Origin of the sequence: Streptomyces sp. NPDC048338, assembly GCF_043201055.1 — a bacterium.
Classification (GTDB): Bacteria; Actinomycetota; Actinomycetes; order Streptomycetales; family Streptomycetaceae; genus Streptomyces.
On sequence record NZ_JBICYQ010000004.1, the window covers coordinates 398,150 to 413,941 of the forward strand.

Sequence of the window (15,792 nt, forward strand, 5' to 3'; positions counted from 1 at the left end):
TGGTGTACTGGCCCGGGGGGGTCTGGCCCCAGCTCACCGCACTCGCCTACTTGGTCGGCGGACGCATTATATGACCCCCAACACCCTTATTTGAGTCCGCCGGCGCCGGCCGGCCCCCCCGGGCGCCGCCCGACGGCAGACCCGAAGAAGCAGAATCCGACTGCACGAAGGGGAAGCCATGACAGCGACGACCGACGGAAGCGCCGGGGCCGTGGGCCCCCGGGCGGCCTCGGCCAGCGAAACATCCGGTACCGCGCCCGCGCGGAGCGGCCTCGACGAGGCCGCGGCACGGGCCGCCGAGCGCTCCATCGCACATCTGCTCGACCGTCAGGACGCCGAAGGCTGGTGGAAGGGCGACCTGGAGACCAACGTCACCATGGACGCCGAGGACCTGCTGCTCCGCCAGTTCCTGGGCATCCTCGACGCCGAGACCACCCGCGCCGCCGCCCTGCACATCCGCGGGCGGCAGCACGAGGACGGCACCTGGTCCACGTTCCACGGCGGGCCCGGCGAGCTCTCCGCCACCGTCGAGGCCTACGTCGCGCTGCGGCTCGCCGGGGACCTCCCCGACGCCCCGCACATGGCGCGCGCCTCCGCCTGGGTCCGCGACCGCGGCGGGATCGCCTCCGCCCGGGTCTTCACCCGGATCTGGCTCGCCCTGTTCGGCTGGTGGCGCTGGGAGGACCTGCCCGAGCTGCCGCCCGAGCTGGTCTACCTGCCCAAGTGGTTCCCGCTCAACATCTACGACTTCGGCTGCTGGGCCCGGCAGACCATCGTCCCCCTCACGGTGGTCTCCGCCAAGCGGCCGGTGCGGCCCGCGCCCTTTCCGCTGGACGAGCTGCACACCGACCCGGCCCGGCCCAACCCGCCCAGGCCGCCGGCTCCCGCGACCAGCTGGGACGGCCTCTTCCAGCGCCTCGACAAGGCGATGCACCTCTACCACCGGGTCGCGCCCCGGCGGCTGCGCGAGGCCGCCATGAAGGTCGCCGCCCGCTGGATCGTCGAACGCCAGGAGAACGACGGCTGCTGGGGCGGCATCCAGCCCCCGGCCGTCTACTCGGTCATCGCCCTCCACCTGCTCGGCTACGACCTGGACCACCCGGTCATGCGCGCCGGACTGGAGTCCCTCGACCGCTTCGCCGTCTGGCGCGAGGACGGCTCCCGCATGATCGAGGCGTGTCAGTCGCCGGTCTGGGACACCTGTCTGGCCACGATCGCCCTCGCCGACGCGGGCCTGCCGCCGGACCATCCGGCCCTGGTCAAGGCAGCCGACTGGATGCTCGGCGAGGAGATCGTCAAGCGCGGCGACTGGGCCGTGCGCCGGCCCGGACTCCCGCCGGGCGGCTGGGCGTTCGAGTTCCACAACGACAACTACCCGGACATCGACGACACCGCCGAGGTGATCCTGGCGCTGCGCCGGGTGAAGCACCCCGACCCCGCCCGGGTCGAGGCCGCGATCGCCCGCGGGGGCCGCTGGAGCCTCGGCATGCAGTCGAGGAACGGGGCCTGGGGCGCCTTCGACGCCGACAACACCAGCCCCTTCCCCAACCGGCTGCCGTTCTGCGACTTCGGCGAGGTGATCGACCCGCCCTCCGCCGACGTCACCGCCCACATGGTCGAGATGCTCGCCTACGAGGGCAGGGCCCGGCACCCCCGTACCCGCAGGGGAGTCGAGTGGCTGCTCGCCGAACAGGAGCCGAACGGCGCCTGGTTCGGCCGCTGGGGCGTCAACTACGTCTACGGCACGGGCTCGGTGGTCCCGGCCCTCACCGCGGCCGGCCTGCCCGGATCGCACCCGGCGATCCGCCGGGCCGTCGCCTGGCTGGAGTCCGTGCAGAACGACGACGGAGGCTGGGGCGAGGACCTGCGCTCGTACCACGAACGGCCCTGGATCGGCCACGGGACCTCCACCGCCTCGCAGACCGCCTGGGCACTCCTCGCCCTGCTCGCGGCAGGCGAGCGCGAGTCGAAGACCGTCGAACGGGGCGTCGCCTGGCTCACCGACACCCAGCGCGAGGACGGCTCCTGGGACGAGCCCTGGTTCACGGGCACCGGATTCCCCTGGGACTTCTCCATCAACTACCACCTCTACCGGCTGGTGTTCCCGCTCACGGCGCTGGGCCGCTACGTGAACGGCGAGCCGGCCGTCTCCCGGGAGGGCGGATGAGCCGGGAGCCGGAGGCCGCGCTCTCCGCGCCGCCGCTGCTGATCGCCTGCGCGCTCGGCATCGAGCAGCTCGCCCTGCGCAGCGGCGGCCGCTCCGGGGCCTCCGGCCCGTACACCGTGGTGCGCACGGGCATGGGCCCGGACCGCGCCCGCCGGGCCGTCTCCCGGGCACTCGCCGCGGAGCCCTGGCGGGACGCCGTCGTCATCGCCTCCGGCTTCTGCGCCGGCCTCGCGCCCGGGATGCACCCCGGCGACCTCGTCGTGGCGGAGGAGACCCGCGGCGACGCGGCGGGTCCCGACGGCACCACCGTGTGCACCGGCTCGGAGCTCCTGGTCAAGGCGCTGACCCGGGCGGTCCCCGGGCGCACCGTCCACACCGGTCCGCTGGCCGGGTCCGACCACGTCGTGCGCGGTCACGAGCGGTCCGAGCTGCTGGCCACCGGCGCCCTCGCGGTCGACATGGAGTCGGCCGCCACGCTGCGCACCGCGCTGGTGACCGGACCCCGCCCGGTTGCGGCCGTCCGGGTGGTCGTGGACGCTCCAGAACATGAACTGGTCCGGATCGGCACGGTACGCGGTGGAATATCGGCTTTCCGTGTTCTTCGTGCCGTCCTTCCCGCATTCTTCGAATGGCACCGTTCTTTGCTGCTCCCCAGGAGGTGAGCGAGTTATGGCCATGCCGCTCCGTCAGTCCATCCGGGTCGGGACCTACCTCTTCGAACAGAAGCTCCGCAAGCGGGAAAAGTTCCCGTTGATCGTCGAGCTGGAGCCGCTGTTCGCCTGCAACCTCAAGTGCGAGGGCTGCGGCAAGATCCAGCACCCGGCGGGTGTGCTCAAGCAGCGCATGCCCGTCGCCCAGGCGGTCGGCGCGGTCCTGGAGTCAGGGGCGCCGATGGTCTCCATCGCGGGTGGCGAGCCCCTGATGCACCCTCAGATCCACGAGATCGTCCGGCAGTTGGTGGCCAAGCGCAAGTACGTGTTCCTCTGCACCAACGCCATGCTGCTGCGCAAGAAGCTGGAGGACTTCACCCCCTCGCCCTATTTCGCCTTCGCCGTGCACATCGACGGGCTGCGGGAGCGGCACGACGAGTCCGTCGCCAAGGAGGGCGTCTTCGACGAGGCGGTGGCCGCCATCAAGGAGGCCAAGCGGCGCGGCTTCCGGGTCACCACCAACTCGACCTTCTTCAACACCGACACCCCGCAGACCATCATCGAGGTGCTCAACTACCTCAACGACGACCTCCAGGTCGACGAGATGATGATCTCGCCCGCGTACGCCTACGAGAAGGCGCCCGACCAGGAGCACTTCCTCGGCGTCGAGCAGACCCGGGAGCTCTTCAGGAAGGCCTTCGCGGGTGGCAACCGGCGCCGCTGGCGGCTGAACCACTCGCCGCTCTTCCTGGACTTCCTGGAAGGCAAGGCCGACTTCCCGTGCACGGCGTGGGCGATCCCGAACTACTCGCTCTTCGGCTGGCAGCGCCCCTGCTATCTGATGAGCGACGGGTACGTGCCCACGTACCGCGAGCTGATCGAGGAGACCGACTGGGACAAGTACGGCCGGGGCAAGGACCCGCGCTGCGCCAACTGCATGGCGCACTGCGGCTACGAGCCCACCGCCGTCCTCGCCACGATGGGCTCGCTCAAGGAGTCCCTCCGGGCGGTCCGCGAGACCGTCTCCGGCAGCAACGGGTGACGTGATGCCCACGGGAGAACCCGCGGCCCCGGTCGCGCTGGGGCTCCCCGGGCTGCCGCCCCGGCCCGTCTCGGTGCGCCGTGTCTCACGGCGCATCCAGGTCGGGTCGGTGGCGGTGGGCGGGGACGCGCCCGTCTCGGTGCAGTCGATGACGACGACGCGTACGTCCGACATCGGTGCGACGTTGCAGCAGATCGCGGAGCTGACGGCTTCGGGGTGTCAGATCGTGCGGGTGGCGTGCCCGACGCAGGACGACGCCGACGCGTTGGCGGTGATCGCGAGGAAGTCGCAGATCCCCGTGATCGCGGACATCCACTTCCAGCCGAAGTACGTGTTCGCGGCGATCGACGCGGGGTGTGCGGCGGTGCGGGTGAATCCGGGCAACATCAAGCAGTTCGACGACAAGGTGAAGGAGATCGCGAAGGCGGCCTCCGAGGCGGGTACGCCGATCCGGATCGGTGTGAACGCCGGTTCGCTGGACGCGCGGCTGCTGAAGAAGTACGGGAAGGCGACGCCGGAGGCGCTGGTGGAGTCGGCGCTGTGGGAGGCGTCGTTGTTCGAGGAGCACGGGTTCCGTGACATCAAGATCTCGGTGAAGCACAACGATCCGGTCGTGATGGTGAACGCCTACCGTCAGCTGGCGGTGCGGTGTGATTACCCGCTGCATCTGGGTGTGACGGAGGCGGGTCCGGCGTTCCAGGGGACGATCAAGTCGGCGGTGGCGTTCGGTGCGCTGCTGGCGGAGGGGATCGGGGACACGATCCGGGTGTCGCTGTCGGCTCCGCCGGCGGAGGAGATCAAGGTCGGTATCCAGATCCTGGAGTCGTTGAACCTGCGTCAGCGGCGGTTGGAGATCGTGTCGTGTCCGTCGTGCGGGCGGGCGCAGGTGGATGTGTACAAGCTGGCCGAGGAGGTCACGGCGGGTCTCGAGGGCATGGAGGTGCCGTTGCGGGTCGCGGTGATGGGCTGTGTCGTGAACGGTCCGGGTGAGGCGCGTGAGGCGGACCTGGGTGTCGCGTCGGGCAATGGCAAGGGTCAGATCTTCGTGAAGGGCGAGGTGATCAAGACGGTTCCGGAGTCGAAGATCGTCGAGACCCTGATCGAGGAGGCGATGAAGATCGCCGAGCAGATGGAGAAGGACGGCGTGCCCTCCGGGGCGCCCGCCGTCACCGTGGGCGGCTGACGCAGCGCGCCGCCCACCGTACGCGTCCGACCGACCGAAAGGGGGCCGAGCATGACGATTCTGGAGAACATCCGGGGGCCGCGCGACCTCCGGCCGCTGTGCGGCACGGAGCTCGTCGAACTGGCCGAGGAGATCCGGCAGTTCCTGATCCACGCCGTCGCCAGGACCGGTGGCCACCTCGGCCCCAACCTCGGCGTGGTGGAACTCTCCCTCGCGCTGCACCGGGTGTTCGAGTCGCCCGCGGACCGGATCCTGTGGGACACCGGCCACCAGAGCTACGTGCACAAGCTGCTGACCGGCCGGCAGGACTTCTCCAAGCTCCGCAGCAAGGGCGGGCTCTCCGGCTACCCCTCTCAGGCGGAGTCCGAGCACGACGTCATCGAGAACTCGCACGCCTCGACCGTCCTGGGCTGGGCCGACGGCCTCGCCAAGGCCAACGAGGTCCTGCGGAAGGACGACCACGTCGTCGCGGTCATCGGCGACGGCGCGCTGACCGGCGGCATGGCCTGGGAGGCGCTGAACAACATCGCCGCGGCCAAGGACCGCCCGCTCGTCATCGTCGTCAACGACAACGAGCGCTCCTACGCCCCGACCATCGGCGGCCTCGCGGACCACCTGGCGGCCCTGCGCACCACGGACGGCTACGAGCGCGTCCTGACCTGGGGCAAGGACGTCCTGGAGCGCACCCCCGTCGTCGGCAGGCCCCTGTACGAGTCGCTGCACGGGGCGAAGAAGGGATTCAAGGACGCCTTCGCGCCGCAGGGCATGTTCGAGGACCTGGGGCTGAAGTACGTCGGCCCGATCGACGGTCACGACATCGAGGCGCTGGAGTCCGCGCTGACCCGGGCCAAGCGGTTCGGCGGCCCGGTGATCGTCCACTGCCTGACCGAGAAGGGCCGCGGCTACCAGCCCGCCCTCGCCGACGAGGCCGACCGCTTCCACGCCGTCGGTGCGATGGACCCGCTGACCTGCGAGCCGCTCGCCCCGGCCCCGGGCCCGTCCTGGACGTCCGTGTTCGGCGAGGCGATGGCCGAGATCGGGGCGGAGCGGCCCGACGTCGTCGCGATCACGGCCGCCATGCTGCACCCCGTCGGCCTCACCGCGTTCGCCGAACGCTTCCCCGACCGGGTGTGGGACGTCGGCATCGCCGAACAGCACGCCACCGTCTCGGCGGCCGGTCTGGCCACCGGCGGACTCCACCCGGTCGTCGCCGTCTACGCCACCTTCCTCAACCGCGCCTTCGACCAGCTGCTCATGGACGTGGCACTGCACCGGTGCGGCGTCACCTTCGTCCTGGACCGTGCCGGTGTCACCGGCACGGACGGCGCCTCCCACAACGGCATGTGGGACCTGTCGATCCTCCAGGTCGTCCCCGGCCTGCGGATCGCCGCCCCGCGCGACGCGGACCAGTTGCGGGCCCAGCTGCGCGAGGCCCTGGACGTGCACGACGCGCCGACCCTGCTGCGCTTCCCCAAGGAGACCGCGGGGGCGCCCGTGCCGGCCCTCGACCGGATCGGCGGCATGGACGTCCTGCTCCGCGACGAGGACCCCGCGGTCCTGCTCGTCGCCGTCGGCGTGATGGCGGACGTCTGCCTCCAGGCCGCGGACCTGCTGGCCGGCCGGGGGATCCGCTGCACCGTCGTCGATCCGCGCTGGGTCAAGCCGGTCGACGAGGCCCTCGCCCCGCTCGCCGAGCGGCACCGGCTCGTCGCGGTCGTCGAGGACAACAGCCGGACCGGCGGGGTCGGCGCCGCCGTCGGCCAGGCCCTGCGCGACGCCGGCGTCGACGTCCCGCTGCGCACCTTCGGCATCCCCGAGCAGTTCCTCGCGCACGCCAAGCGCAGCGAGGTGCTGGCCGACCTCGGGCTCACCCCGGTGGAGGTCGCCGGACGGATCAGCGCCGCCCTGGCGCACCGGAAGAACGGTCAGTGAGGGAGAGGGCCCGATGAGCGAGGAGTCAGAACCCGTGGTGAGCGAGGAGCCCGTCCCGGTGGCCGGCAAGGACTTCGACCTGACGGCCCTGCTGGCCGAGCGGGGCGCCGAGCGGTACGAGCTGCACGCCGCGTACCTGAACCACCAGCTCCCGCGGATGCTCCACACCATCGGCTTCGACAAGGTCTACGAGCGGGCCGAGGGCGCGCACTTCTGGGACTCCGAGGGCGGTGACTACCTCGACATGCTCGCCGGATTCGGCGTGATGGGCCTCGGCCGCCACCACCCCGTCGTCCGCAAGGCGCTGCACGACGTCCTCGACGCCTCGCTCGCCGATCTCACCCGCTTCGACTGCCAGCCGCTGCCCGGGCTGCTCGCCGAGCGCCTGCTCGCCCACAGCCCGCACCTGGACCGGGTCTTCTTCGGCAACAGCGGCACCGAGGCGGTGGAGACCGCCCTGAAGTTCGCCCGGTACGCCACCGGCCGGCCCAGGATCCTGTTCTGCTCCCACGCCTTCCACGGTCTGACCACCGGTTCGCTGTCGGTCAACGGTGAGAAGGGCTTCCGGGAAGGCTTCGCCCCGCTGCTGCCCGACACCGCGATCGCGCTCGGCGACCTCGACGCGCTGGAGCGGGAGCTGCGCCGGGGCGACGTGGCCGCCTTCGTCGTCGAGCCGATCCAGGGCAAGGGCGTGCACGAGTCGCCCCCCGGCTTCCTGCGCGCGGCCCAGGACCTCCTGCACCGGCACGGAGCCCTGCTGATCGCGGACGAGGTGCAGACGGGCCTCGGCAGGACCGGCGACTTCTACGCGTACCAGCACGAGGACGGGGTCGAGCCGGACCTGGTCTGCGTGGCCAAGGCGCTCTCCGGCGGCTACGTGCCGGTCGGCGCCACCCTCGGCAAGGACTGGATCTTCAAGAAGGTCTACTCGTCCATGGACCGGGTCCTCGTCCACTCGGCCAGCTTCGGGTCGAACGCGCAGGCCATGGCGGCCGGGCTCGCCGTGCTCGCGGTCATGGAGTCCGAGGGGACGGTGGCGCACGCGCGCCGGATGGGAGACCTGCTGTCCGCGAGGCTGCGCGAGCTGGTGCCCCGCTACGAGCTGCTGCACGAGATCCGCGGCCGCGGACTCATGATCGGGATCGAGTTCGGCCGGCCGTCCTCGCTCGGGCTGCGCAGCCGGTGGACGATGCTGCAGGCGGCCCGCAAGGGGCTCTTCGCCCAGATGGTCGTGGTGCCGCTGCTCCAGCGCCACCGGATCCTGACCCAGGTCTCGGGGGACCATCTGGAGGTGATCAAGCTGATCCCGCCGCTGGTCATCGACGAGGCGGACGTGGACCGCTTCGTCAGAGCCTTCACGGCGGTCATGGACGACGCCCACGGAGGCGGCGGACTGATGTGGGACTTCGGGAAGACCCTGGTCAAGCAGGCGGTGGCGCAGCGTTAGGGGACTCGATCCCGTCTTTGCCTCAGAGGCAAGAAATTTGCCTCCGAGGAAAGTTCCTGGCGGAATGGAGGCATGGAGCACCTCCACGAAGCACCGTCCTCGGACCCTGCCGAGCCGGGCACGTCCGGCGAGCCGGACGGCGTCCCGGACGCGCTTCCCGACGTGGCCCCGCAGCTGCGCGGGCTGCGCCGGCGCCGCGGGCTCACCCTGGAGGCCGCCGCGCAGCGGGCCGGCCTCTCGCCGGCCCATCTGTCCAGGCTGGAGACGGGCCGCCGGCAGCCCTCGCTGCCCATGCTGCTCGCCCTCGCCCGCATCTACGGTACGACGGTCTCCGAGCTGCTGGGGGAGGTGCCCCCCGAGCGTGATCCGATCGTCCGGGCCGGCCGCTCCGAGCCGGTCGAGGCGGACGGCTGGATCTACCACCAGGCCGGCGGCCCCGGGCGCGCCCTGCAGGCGCTCCGGGTCCACGTGCCGTACGCCACCCGCGCCGACATCGTCCGGGTCCATCCCGGCGAGGAATGGCTCCACGTCCTCGACGGCCGGGTGCGCCTCGCCCTCGGCGACGCCGTGCACGTGCTCGACCCGGGGGACAGCGCGCACTTCGACTCGCTCACCCCGCACCGCATCGGCGCCGCCACCCGCGGCGGCGCCGAGCTGCTCTTCGTCCATACCCTGATGCAGAGTCCCGCCGCCGAGCTGTGCCTCGGCGACGGGGCCCCGCATCCGCGCTGAGCCCACCGGAAGGGGCCGTCATGTCCGAAAAGTCAGCACCGATCACAGGTGAGGAGCGCGGCGAGGGCAAGTTCCCGAAGGGGCTCGTCCTGCGCCTCTTCGCCTACCTGGTGGCCGGTCACCTCTTCGCGGGCTTCCTCTATCTGCTCTTCGTGCTCGGCGGGCAGAAGTAGTCCCCCGGGCCGGTCCGCGGGGGCCTGCTCCTACTGGCCGTCGAGCAGGTGCCCGCGCAGGCGCTCGCGCGTCTCGGGGGAGAGCTTCAGGCCCTGCGAGAGGTAGTCGTCGACCGTGCCCCAGGTCAGCTCGATCGTGTCGAACGCCGCCCGGATGTACTCCAGGCGCGCGTCGAACAGGGGGCTGAGCAGCTCCATCACCTCGGGCGACATCGCGTCCGCGGAGGTGGAGCTGCGGCGCACCTTGTAGCGGCGGTGCGGGTCGTTCGACTTCAGGTAGTCCGCCTCGACGGCCTCGCGCTCGACGCCGACCGCGAGCAGCGAGATCGCGATGGAGAGGCCGGCGCGGTCCTTGCCGGCCGCGCAGTGCATCAGGGCGGGGATGCTGTCCTCGGCCATGGAATGCAGGATCCGGCTGTGCTCGGCGGTGCGCTCCACAATCATCTTCCGGTACGAATCGGACATACGGTCCGCGGCCTTGCCGTTGCCGAGCGCCTCCCGCAGCTGGTCCAGCTCGCCGCCGCTCACCAGCTTCCAGAACTCCTTGCCGTCGGCCGGATCGTTGAGCGGGATGTTCACGTTCCGTACGCCCGGGAGCTCGACGTCCGGACCTTCGACCTTGCGGTCGGCGTGGTTGCGGAAGTCGAAGACCGTGTGCAGGCCCAGCGTCGTCAGGAAGGCCGCGTCCTCCTCGGTCGCGTGCGCAAGGTGGCCGCTGCGGAAGAGCCGCCCGAACCGAACCGACCGGCCGTCCGTGGTCGGCAGGCCACCGACGTCACGGAAGTTGCGTACCCCGCTCAGCTCGGGTTCGGTCGAGGGGACCTGCGGCAGCTGCTGCGTCACGAGTGCTCCTGGGTGTCGACGATCTTTGACCGTGCGAGATCGGTTCTTGGTGCAATCATCCCGGCCGGTGGCTGATTCGCACACCCCTCGGACGGGAATGGGTGTTCTGTCCGAATTGGGATATTAGAGATAACGCGCCCTGGTTGCAGGGGAGATGAGCTGTGGCGCGTGAGCAGCGTCATAACTGTGACGGAACGTGCCTGATCGTCTTGGGCAACAGCCTTCTGGGCAAAGGGGGCCGAAGGCCCGTCATCCACGCAGGGTGACCGGAATTCCCGAAGAATTCCGGATCGGTGAATGCGGGGGGAAAGCGGTGGCTTGTTCGCGCCGACTCCGCTCGTCTACGGTCACCGCAATCCGGTCGGACCGCCGAATCCTGCCACCGTCCGGAATTCGCACCCACCCACGTGTGGCAGGAGCGGGGGACCCAGGTAGTACGCCGGTCCTTCAGGTCAGGACGGCTCGGGGTGAAGTCGCGCGAAGGCGCGACCGGACATCTCCAGTCCGAACCCGACAGCTCACCTCGCAGGCGACGGAGAGGAATTCGCCATGCCCGCGAAGGGTAAGCACCGCCGTCCCAAGGTCAACCCGATCAGCCGTGGATTCGTCGCCGCCGGCGCCGGTGGCGCCGTCGTCGCCCTGCCGCTCCTCGGTGCGACCGGAGCCCACGCCGCCGAGCAGGCCGCCCCGGTCCAGGCGCCGCAGCAGGCCGTCACCGCCGCGGCCGCCGCCCCGGCCCAGGCCCCCGCCGCGGCCCCCGCGGCCAAGGCCAAGCCCCGGACCTACTCCGTCGTCGCCGGCGACTACCTGTCCAAGATCGCCGCCGAGCACCACCTCGCGGGCGGCTGGAAGAAGCTCTACTCCGACAACCGCCAGGTCGTCGGAGGGAACCCCTCGCTGATCTTCCCGGGCATGAAGCTCACCCTCGGCGCGAAGTCGACGGCCAAGGCCCCCGCGCCCAAGGCAGCCCCGAAGGCCACCGCCAAGAAGGCGTCCGCCGAGACCCGCAGCTCCCGCAGCAGCGAGCGTCCCGCCGTCGAGTCCACGGCCCCGGCCGCGCAGAGCGCGCCGTCCACCCCGTCCACCGGCTCCGGCTGGGTCGCCCCGGTCGGCGGCGGCATCGGTACCCCGTACCGCGCCTCCGGCTCCATGTGGTCCTCCGGCTACCACACCGGCGTCGACTTCATCGCCTCCTCCGGCACCTCGGTGAAGGCCGTCGGTCCCGGCACGGTCTACTCCGCCGGCTGGAGCGGCGCCTACGGCAACGAGGTCGTCATCCAGCACGCCGACGGCACGTACTCGCAGTACGCCCACCTCTCGTCCCTCTCCGTCTCCGCCGGCCAGACCGTCGCGGGCGGCGACCAGATCGGCCTGTCCGGCTCGACCGGCAACTCCAGCGGTCCGCACCTGCACTTCGAGATGCGCACCGGGCCGAGCTACGGTTCGGACATCGACCCGCTGGCCTACCTCCGCGAGCACGGCGTCAGCATCTGATCCCCGACGCCCCGTCAGGCCCGGCACGTCACGTGCCGGGCCTCGGGCCGTCTTCCGGGTCCCGGCATCCGCCCGGTGTATTCCGGCTTGGCGCAATCTTGACCGGTGGCGTATCTCACCCGCCGTCAACCCCTCCTTACGGTCGCGTAGGTCACATCCGTAAGGGAAAGATGTGCTCCCGTGGCAGACGATTCGAGATCAACAGACGCGCACGTATTCGGGTCGTACGCGGCGATCGGTGACAGCTTCACCGAGGGCGTAGGGGACCCGGGGCCCGACGGGGCGTACGTCGGCTGGGCGGACCGATTCGCGGTCCTGCTCGCCGACCAGCTGCCGGAGCACGACGCATTCCGGTACGCCAACCTCGCCGTACGCGGCCGGCTCCTCGACCAGATCGTGGCGGAGCAGGTGCCCCGCGCGAAGGAACTCGCCCCCGACCTGGTGACCTTCTGCGCCGGCGGGAACGACATCATCCGCCCCGGTACCGACCCCGACGACGTCGCCGAGCGCTTCGAGCGGGCCGTCGCCGACCTGACCTCCGCCGTCGGCACCGTGATGGTGACCACCGGCTTCGACACCCGCGACGTCCCCGTACTGCGGCACCTGCGCGGCAAGATCGCCACCTACACGGCGCACGTCCGGTCCGTGGCCGACCGCTACGGCTGCCCTGTCCTCGACCTGTGGTCGCTCAAGTCCGTCCAGGACAGGCGGGCCTGGGACGACGACCGGCTGCACCTGTCGCCCGAGGGGCACACCCGGGTCGCGCTGCGCGCCGCCCAGGTCCTCGGCATGGACGTGCCGGCCGACCCCGACCAGCCGTGGCCGCCGCTGCCGCCGCGCGGCACGCTGGAGGTCCGCCGGGACGACATCCACTGGGCCCGGGAGTACCTGGTGCCGTGGATCGGGCGCCGGCTGCGGGGCGAGAGCTCGGGGGACCACGTCGCGGCCAAGCGCCCGGACCTCATGCCCCTCTAGGGGCATGAGGTCCGAGCGGACCCAGCGGCACCGGCGCCGGGAGCGGCGGCACGGAGGCCGGGACCCGCTCCAGGACACCGCCCGCGAACACGTCGTACAGCGGCAGCGACTCCAGGTGGACATACCCGATGTGGCAGTCGCAGACGGCCAGGGGACACGGCCGGGGGCGCAGCGCCGACCGGTACGAGCCGTCGTAGAGATTGCCGAGCTCCGTCTTCACGAAATGGCAGCGCCGCACGGTCCCGTCGCCGTCGACCGAGACCACCGACTCGCCGGTCCGGCAGGGGAGACCTGCCGAACGGTGCGGGTGGCGGCTGTACGGGAACAGGGGGTCGAGGGCCGTCCAGCCCTCGGCCTCCTCGTCGGTGTACGTGTGCCCCTCGGCCGCGTTGACCCACAGGTAGACCTGCGGCGGCAGCGCGGCGCGCAGCCGCCGGGCGTCCTCCCGGTGGCCGGGCAGCCCGACCACACCGACGCTGAACCGGGTGCCCCGGCCGGCCAGCTCCCCGCACTTCGCGACGAACCGTTCGAACGGCGTCTGGCCCGGGTGGTACGTGCACCACAGCGCCAGGGTGCCGGGGTCGGCCTCGGCCGTCCACTCGGTCCGGCAGCTCAGGTTCGTCTGGATCGCGACCCGCTCGACGTGCGGGAGCCGGGACAGCTCGACGAGCGCGCGCCGGTACCAGGACCGCACCAGTCCCTCGCCCCACGGCGTGAAGAGGATCCGCAGCCGGTCGCCGGTCCGACCCGCCGCCCAGGCCGCGAAGCGCTCCAGCGCCGCCCGGTCCGCACGCAGCTGCTCCCGGCTGTCGCGCCGCTTGGCGAAGGGGCAGTAGGGGCAGTCGTAGTCGCAGGAGGCGAGCGGGCCCCGGTAGAGGATCGTCAGGTCCATCCCGGCCGCCTACTTCGGCTCGTAGGCGGCCATCGCCGCCCGCACGGCGGGGGAGAACAGCGCCGGACCGATGCCGTCGGAGTGCGCCAGGCCCTCGGCGGACAGCCTGAGCAGCCCGTCGGGAGCCTCCGGGTCCAGCCAGCCGAGCGCCCCGAACCGACCCAGCTCCTCGGGGAAGTCCGCGTAGGGCGAGGACCCGAAGCGCTCGGTGTACTCCGCCACGGGCATCCCGGCGGCCTGGAGCAGCGACTGCAGCAGATGACGGCGGCGTGCCTCCGCCGCGTCCACCCACCGGCCCACCCGGGCCCGGCCGAAGTCCTCGGTCCGCGTGTAGGTGTCGATGATCGAACGGATCTCCCGCATGTCGACGGCGTAGTCGAAGGAGTAGTGCAGCGCCGAGGTGTACGAGCGGGCCCCGCAGCCCAGACCGATCATGCCGTCGGTCTGGCAGGCGTAGTCGTCGGCGCCCTGCGGCGGAGCGTCGGCGCGACGGAACATCCGCATCGACACCTGCTCGTAGCCCCGGTCGAGCAGATGGTCCCGGCCGTGGCGGTACAGGCGCAGCCGCTGCTCGTCCCAGTCCCGGTCGGCCTGCGGCGAGAGCCGGCCGAGCCCGGTCAGCGGGCGGACGTAGAGCGGGTACAGGTACAGCTCCTCCGGTCGCCACGCGAGCGCCGCGTCGAGCGAGTGCCGCCAGCTCTCCTCGGTCTGGCCGTCGATGCCGTAGATCAGGTCGATGTTGAGGACGGGGACGCCGCTGTCCCGGATCCGGCCGAGCGCCGCCTCGACGTCGGCGCGGCGCTGCGGGCGCACGGCGGCACGGGCCTCGGCCTCGACGAAGCTCTGCACGCCGATGCTCATGCGCGTCGCGCCGCGCTCGGCGAGGACCGCGAGCCGGTCGCCGGTCGCGGTCGCCGGGGAGGTCTCCACGGACAGCGGCACCGCGCGGAGGTCGGCTCCCATCCGCTTCTCGGCGATGTCGCAGAGGCGTTCCAGCTCACCGGCGGTCAGGAAGGTGGGCGTGCCGCCGCCGAAGGCGGCCGTGGCGAACCGGACCGGGGAGTCGTCCCCGAGTGCCTCGCGGACGGCGGCCGCCTGGCGGTCCAGGGCGTCGAGGTAGCGGGTCGAGAGCTCGTCCGGGGCGCCGATCCGGGTGAAGAGGTTGCAGAAGCCGCAGCGGACCTCGCAGAACGGGATGTGCGCGTAGAGGGACAGCGCGTCCTTCGGCTCCCCCGCCCACAGGCCGTCCAGCCGGGGCGCCGGGTCGGGCAGCCCCCGGTAGGCCGTCTTGTGGGGGTAGGCGTAGACGTAGCTCTGGTACGGGCGCGGGGCCTCGGGGTGGGTCATGCGGGGGTCCCTCCGCGCGGGCCGGCCGGCAGGGCGCCGGGCGCGGCGGTGGTCGGGGGCGCGACGGTGGCGGGCACCTCGGGCGGGGGTGTGACGGCCGGGGGGCCGTCCAGGAAGAAGTGGGCGTAGGGAACCGTCCACACCACGTCGTGGCCGAGCCGGTGCCCGGTGAAGCCGTCCTCGCCGTACGCCGTGCCGTGGTCCGAGCAGACGATCGCGAAACAGCGGCGGCGGCTGCTCATGGCGGCGAAGAGCCGGCCGATGTGCCGGTCGACGTACTCCAGCGCGGCCGCGTGGGTGGCACGGGTGTCGCCGTCCTCCCGGGTCGCGCCGGGGAGGTGGAACCAGTTGGGCTGGTGGAGCGCGGACACGTTCACGAAGAGGAACAGCCTGCGGTCGTGCGGGAGCGCGGCGACGACCTCCTCGGCCCGGTCCACCTGGGACTCGAACGAGACCGGGGACGCGACCCCGAACGAGGGCTCCCAGTGGCTCTCCTGGAACAGCCCCGGCAGGACCGCGCCGAGCGGCGGCCGCTTGTCGAAGAAACCGACGCCGCCGATGCACACCGTGCGGTAGCCGTGCGCGGCGAGACCCGAGACCAGGTCGGGGGTGTCGTGGACGAAGGTGCCGTCGGCCGTGCTCTCGCTGCCCGCGAAGCGCGCGGCGAACAGCCGGGGGTGCGGGCCCTGGGCGGCCGGTGTGGGCAGGAAGCCGGCGAAGATCGCCTGGTGGGAGGCATAGGTGAAGCTGCCCGGGGCGTGTCGCCGCTCCCACCGGCCGCCGGGCAGGTGCCGGGCCAGGTGCGGGATGCGGCCGGCCGCGGCCAGTTCGGCGGCGACGTCGTGACGCAGGGTGTCGAGGGTGACGAGGAGGAGGTCGTGGCTGCCGACGACCTCGTTCATGTCGGGCCCGCGG

The 15,792-nt window shown here is 71.9% G+C and carries 14 protein-coding genes and 1 riboswitch; of the genes, 10 read left to right on the forward strand and 4 right to left on the reverse strand.

The features are described 5' to 3' along the window. Nucleotides 1-178: 178 nt before the first annotated feature. The 8 genes from shc to ACGFZF_RS12160 all read left to right on the forward strand — a co-directional run bounded on the left by shc (nt 179) and on the right by ACGFZF_RS12160 (nt 9,326). Nucleotides 179-2,167 carry a squalene--hopene cyclase gene (shc, locus tag ACGFZF_RS12125; protein ID WP_393553562.1) on the forward strand — a complete coding sequence of 663 codons (1,989 nt, stop codon included), beginning with the start codon at nt 179-181 and terminating at the stop codon, nt 2,165-2,167. Continuing rightward, nucleotides 2,164-2,829, forward strand: a complete 666-nt coding sequence (locus ACGFZF_RS12130; RefSeq protein ID WP_393553564.1) for a 1-hydroxy-2-methyl-2-butenyl 4-diphosphate reductase — start codon at nt 2,164-2,166, stop codon at nt 2,827-2,829. The genes shc and ACGFZF_RS12130 overlap by 4 nt, the downstream gene beginning before the upstream one ends. A gap of 7 nt (nt 2,830-2,836) precedes the next feature. Continuing rightward, complete coding sequence (gene hpnH / locus ACGFZF_RS12135; protein ID WP_393553566.1) at nt 2,837-3,859, forward strand: adenosyl-hopene transferase HpnH; 1,023 nt, start codon at nt 2,837-2,839, stop codon at nt 3,857-3,859. A 4-nt stretch (nt 3,860-3,863) separates the two neighbouring features. After that, entirely contained in the window at nt 3,864-5,042 is a 1,179-nt protein-coding gene (gene ispG / locus ACGFZF_RS12140; protein ID WP_393553568.1) for a flavodoxin-dependent (E)-4-hydroxy-3-methylbut-2-enyl-diphosphate synthase, read from the forward strand. 51 nt (nt 5,043-5,093) lie between these two features. Beyond that, nucleotides 5,094-6,974, forward strand: a complete 1,881-nt coding sequence (gene dxs, locus ACGFZF_RS12145) for a 1-deoxy-D-xylulose-5-phosphate synthase (RefSeq protein WP_393553571.1) — start codon at nt 5,094-5,096, stop codon at nt 6,972-6,974. A gap of 13 nt (nt 6,975-6,987) precedes the next feature. Further along, entirely contained in the window at nt 6,988-8,421 is a 1,434-nt protein-coding gene (locus tag ACGFZF_RS12150) for an aspartate aminotransferase family protein (RefSeq protein ID WP_393553573.1), read from the forward strand. 72 nt (nt 8,422-8,493) lie between these two features. Further along, complete coding sequence (locus ACGFZF_RS12155; RefSeq protein WP_393553575.1) at nt 8,494-9,153, forward strand: helix-turn-helix domain-containing protein; 660 nt, start codon at nt 8,494-8,496, stop codon at nt 9,151-9,153. 20 nt (nt 9,154-9,173) lie between these two features. Beyond that, entirely contained in the window at nt 9,174-9,326 is a 153-nt protein-coding gene (locus ACGFZF_RS12160; RefSeq protein ID WP_393553577.1) for a DUF6126 family protein, read from the forward strand. A gap of 30 nt (nt 9,327-9,356) precedes the next feature. Here the strand turns inward: ACGFZF_RS12160 and ACGFZF_RS12165 are convergent, their stop codons facing one another. Beyond that, nucleotides 9,357-10,169 carry a tyrosine-protein phosphatase gene (locus ACGFZF_RS12165; RefSeq protein ID WP_393553579.1) on the reverse strand — a complete coding sequence of 271 codons (813 nt, stop codon included), beginning with the start codon at nt 10,167-10,169 and terminating at the stop codon, nt 9,357-9,359. 357 nt (nt 10,170-10,526) lie between these two features. Continuing rightward, nucleotides 10,527-10,714: riboswitch (cyclic di-AMP (ydaO/yuaA leader) on the forward strand. Between the two features lie 4 nt (nt 10,715-10,718). Between ACGFZF_RS12165 and ACGFZF_RS12170 the strand changes: the two genes are divergently transcribed. Both ACGFZF_RS12170 and ACGFZF_RS12175 read left to right on the forward strand, forming a co-directional pair. Beyond that, nucleotides 10,719-11,663: a peptidoglycan DD-metalloendopeptidase family protein gene (locus tag ACGFZF_RS12170; RefSeq protein WP_393553581.1), complete on the forward strand. Its 945-nt coding sequence runs from the start codon at nt 10,719-10,721 to the stop codon at nt 11,661-11,663. 180 nt (nt 11,664-11,843) lie between these two features. Then, a complete protein-coding gene (locus tag ACGFZF_RS12175) occupies nt 11,844-12,638 on the forward strand; it encodes an SGNH/GDSL hydrolase family protein (RefSeq protein ID WP_393553583.1) in 795 nt (264 codons plus the stop codon). Here the strand turns inward: ACGFZF_RS12175 and ACGFZF_RS12180 are convergent. From ACGFZF_RS12180 to ACGFZF_RS12190, 3 genes are read right to left on the reverse strand one after another with little or no spacing between them, the layout of a single operon-like run. Next, on the reverse strand, nt 12,625-13,530 hold the full coding sequence (locus tag ACGFZF_RS12180) for an STM4011 family radical SAM protein (RefSeq protein ID WP_393553585.1): 906 nt from the start codon (nt 13,528-13,530) through the stop codon (nt 12,625-12,627). The two genes, ACGFZF_RS12175 and ACGFZF_RS12180, sit on opposite strands and share 14 nt — an antisense overlap. A 9-nt stretch (nt 13,531-13,539) precedes the next feature. Continuing rightward, nucleotides 13,540-14,877, reverse strand: a complete 1,338-nt coding sequence (locus ACGFZF_RS12185; protein WP_393553587.1) for an STM4012 family radical SAM protein — start codon at nt 14,875-14,877, stop codon at nt 13,540-13,542. Continuing rightward, entirely contained in the window at nt 14,874-15,779 is a 906-nt protein-coding gene (locus tag ACGFZF_RS12190; RefSeq protein WP_393553748.1) for an STM4013/SEN3800 family hydrolase, read from the reverse strand. The genes ACGFZF_RS12185 and ACGFZF_RS12190 overlap by 4 nt, the downstream gene beginning before the upstream one ends. Between the last annotated feature and the right edge of the window lie 13 nt (nt 15,780-15,792).

What these genes read in the sequence shown, in the direction of transcription:
- shc (WP_393553562.1), top strand. Translation starts at nt 179, where the DNA reads ATGACAGCGACGACCGACGGAAGCGCCGGGGCCGTGGGCCCCCGGGCG.
- ACGFZF_RS12130 (WP_393553564.1), top strand. Translation starts at nt 2,164, where the DNA reads ATGAGCCGGGAGCCGGAGGCCGCGCTCTCCGCGCCGCCGCTGCTGATC.
- hpnH (WP_393553566.1), top strand. Translation starts at nt 2,837, where the DNA reads ATGGCCATGCCGCTCCGTCAGTCCATCCGGGTCGGGACCTACCTCTTC.
- ispG (WP_393553568.1), top strand. Translation starts at nt 3,864, where the DNA reads ATGCCCACGGGAGAACCCGCGGCCCCGGTCGCGCTGGGGCTCCCCGGG.
- dxs (WP_393553571.1), top strand. Translation starts at nt 5,094, where the DNA reads ATGACGATTCTGGAGAACATCCGGGGGCCGCGCGACCTCCGGCCGCTG.
- ACGFZF_RS12150 (WP_393553573.1), top strand. Translation starts at nt 6,988, where the DNA reads ATGAGCGAGGAGTCAGAACCCGTGGTGAGCGAGGAGCCCGTCCCGGTG.
- ACGFZF_RS12155 (WP_393553575.1), top strand. Translation starts at nt 8,494, where the DNA reads ATGGAGCACCTCCACGAAGCACCGTCCTCGGACCCTGCCGAGCCGGGC.
- ACGFZF_RS12160 (WP_393553577.1), top strand. Translation starts at nt 9,174, where the DNA reads ATGTCCGAAAAGTCAGCACCGATCACAGGTGAGGAGCGCGGCGAGGGC.
- ACGFZF_RS12170 (WP_393553581.1), top strand. Translation starts at nt 10,719, where the DNA reads ATGCCCGCGAAGGGTAAGCACCGCCGTCCCAAGGTCAACCCGATCAGC.
- ACGFZF_RS12180 (WP_393553585.1), bottom strand. Translation starts at nt 13,530, where the DNA reads ATGGACCTGACGATCCTCTACCGGGGCCCGCTCGCCTCCTGCGACTAC.
- ACGFZF_RS12185 (WP_393553587.1), bottom strand. Translation starts at nt 14,877, where the DNA reads ATGACCCACCCCGAGGCCCCGCGCCCGTACCAGAGCTACGTCTACGCC.
- ACGFZF_RS12190 (WP_393553748.1), bottom strand. Translation starts at nt 15,779, where the DNA reads ATGAACGAGGTCGTCGGCAGCCACGACCTCCTCCTCGTCACCCTCGAC.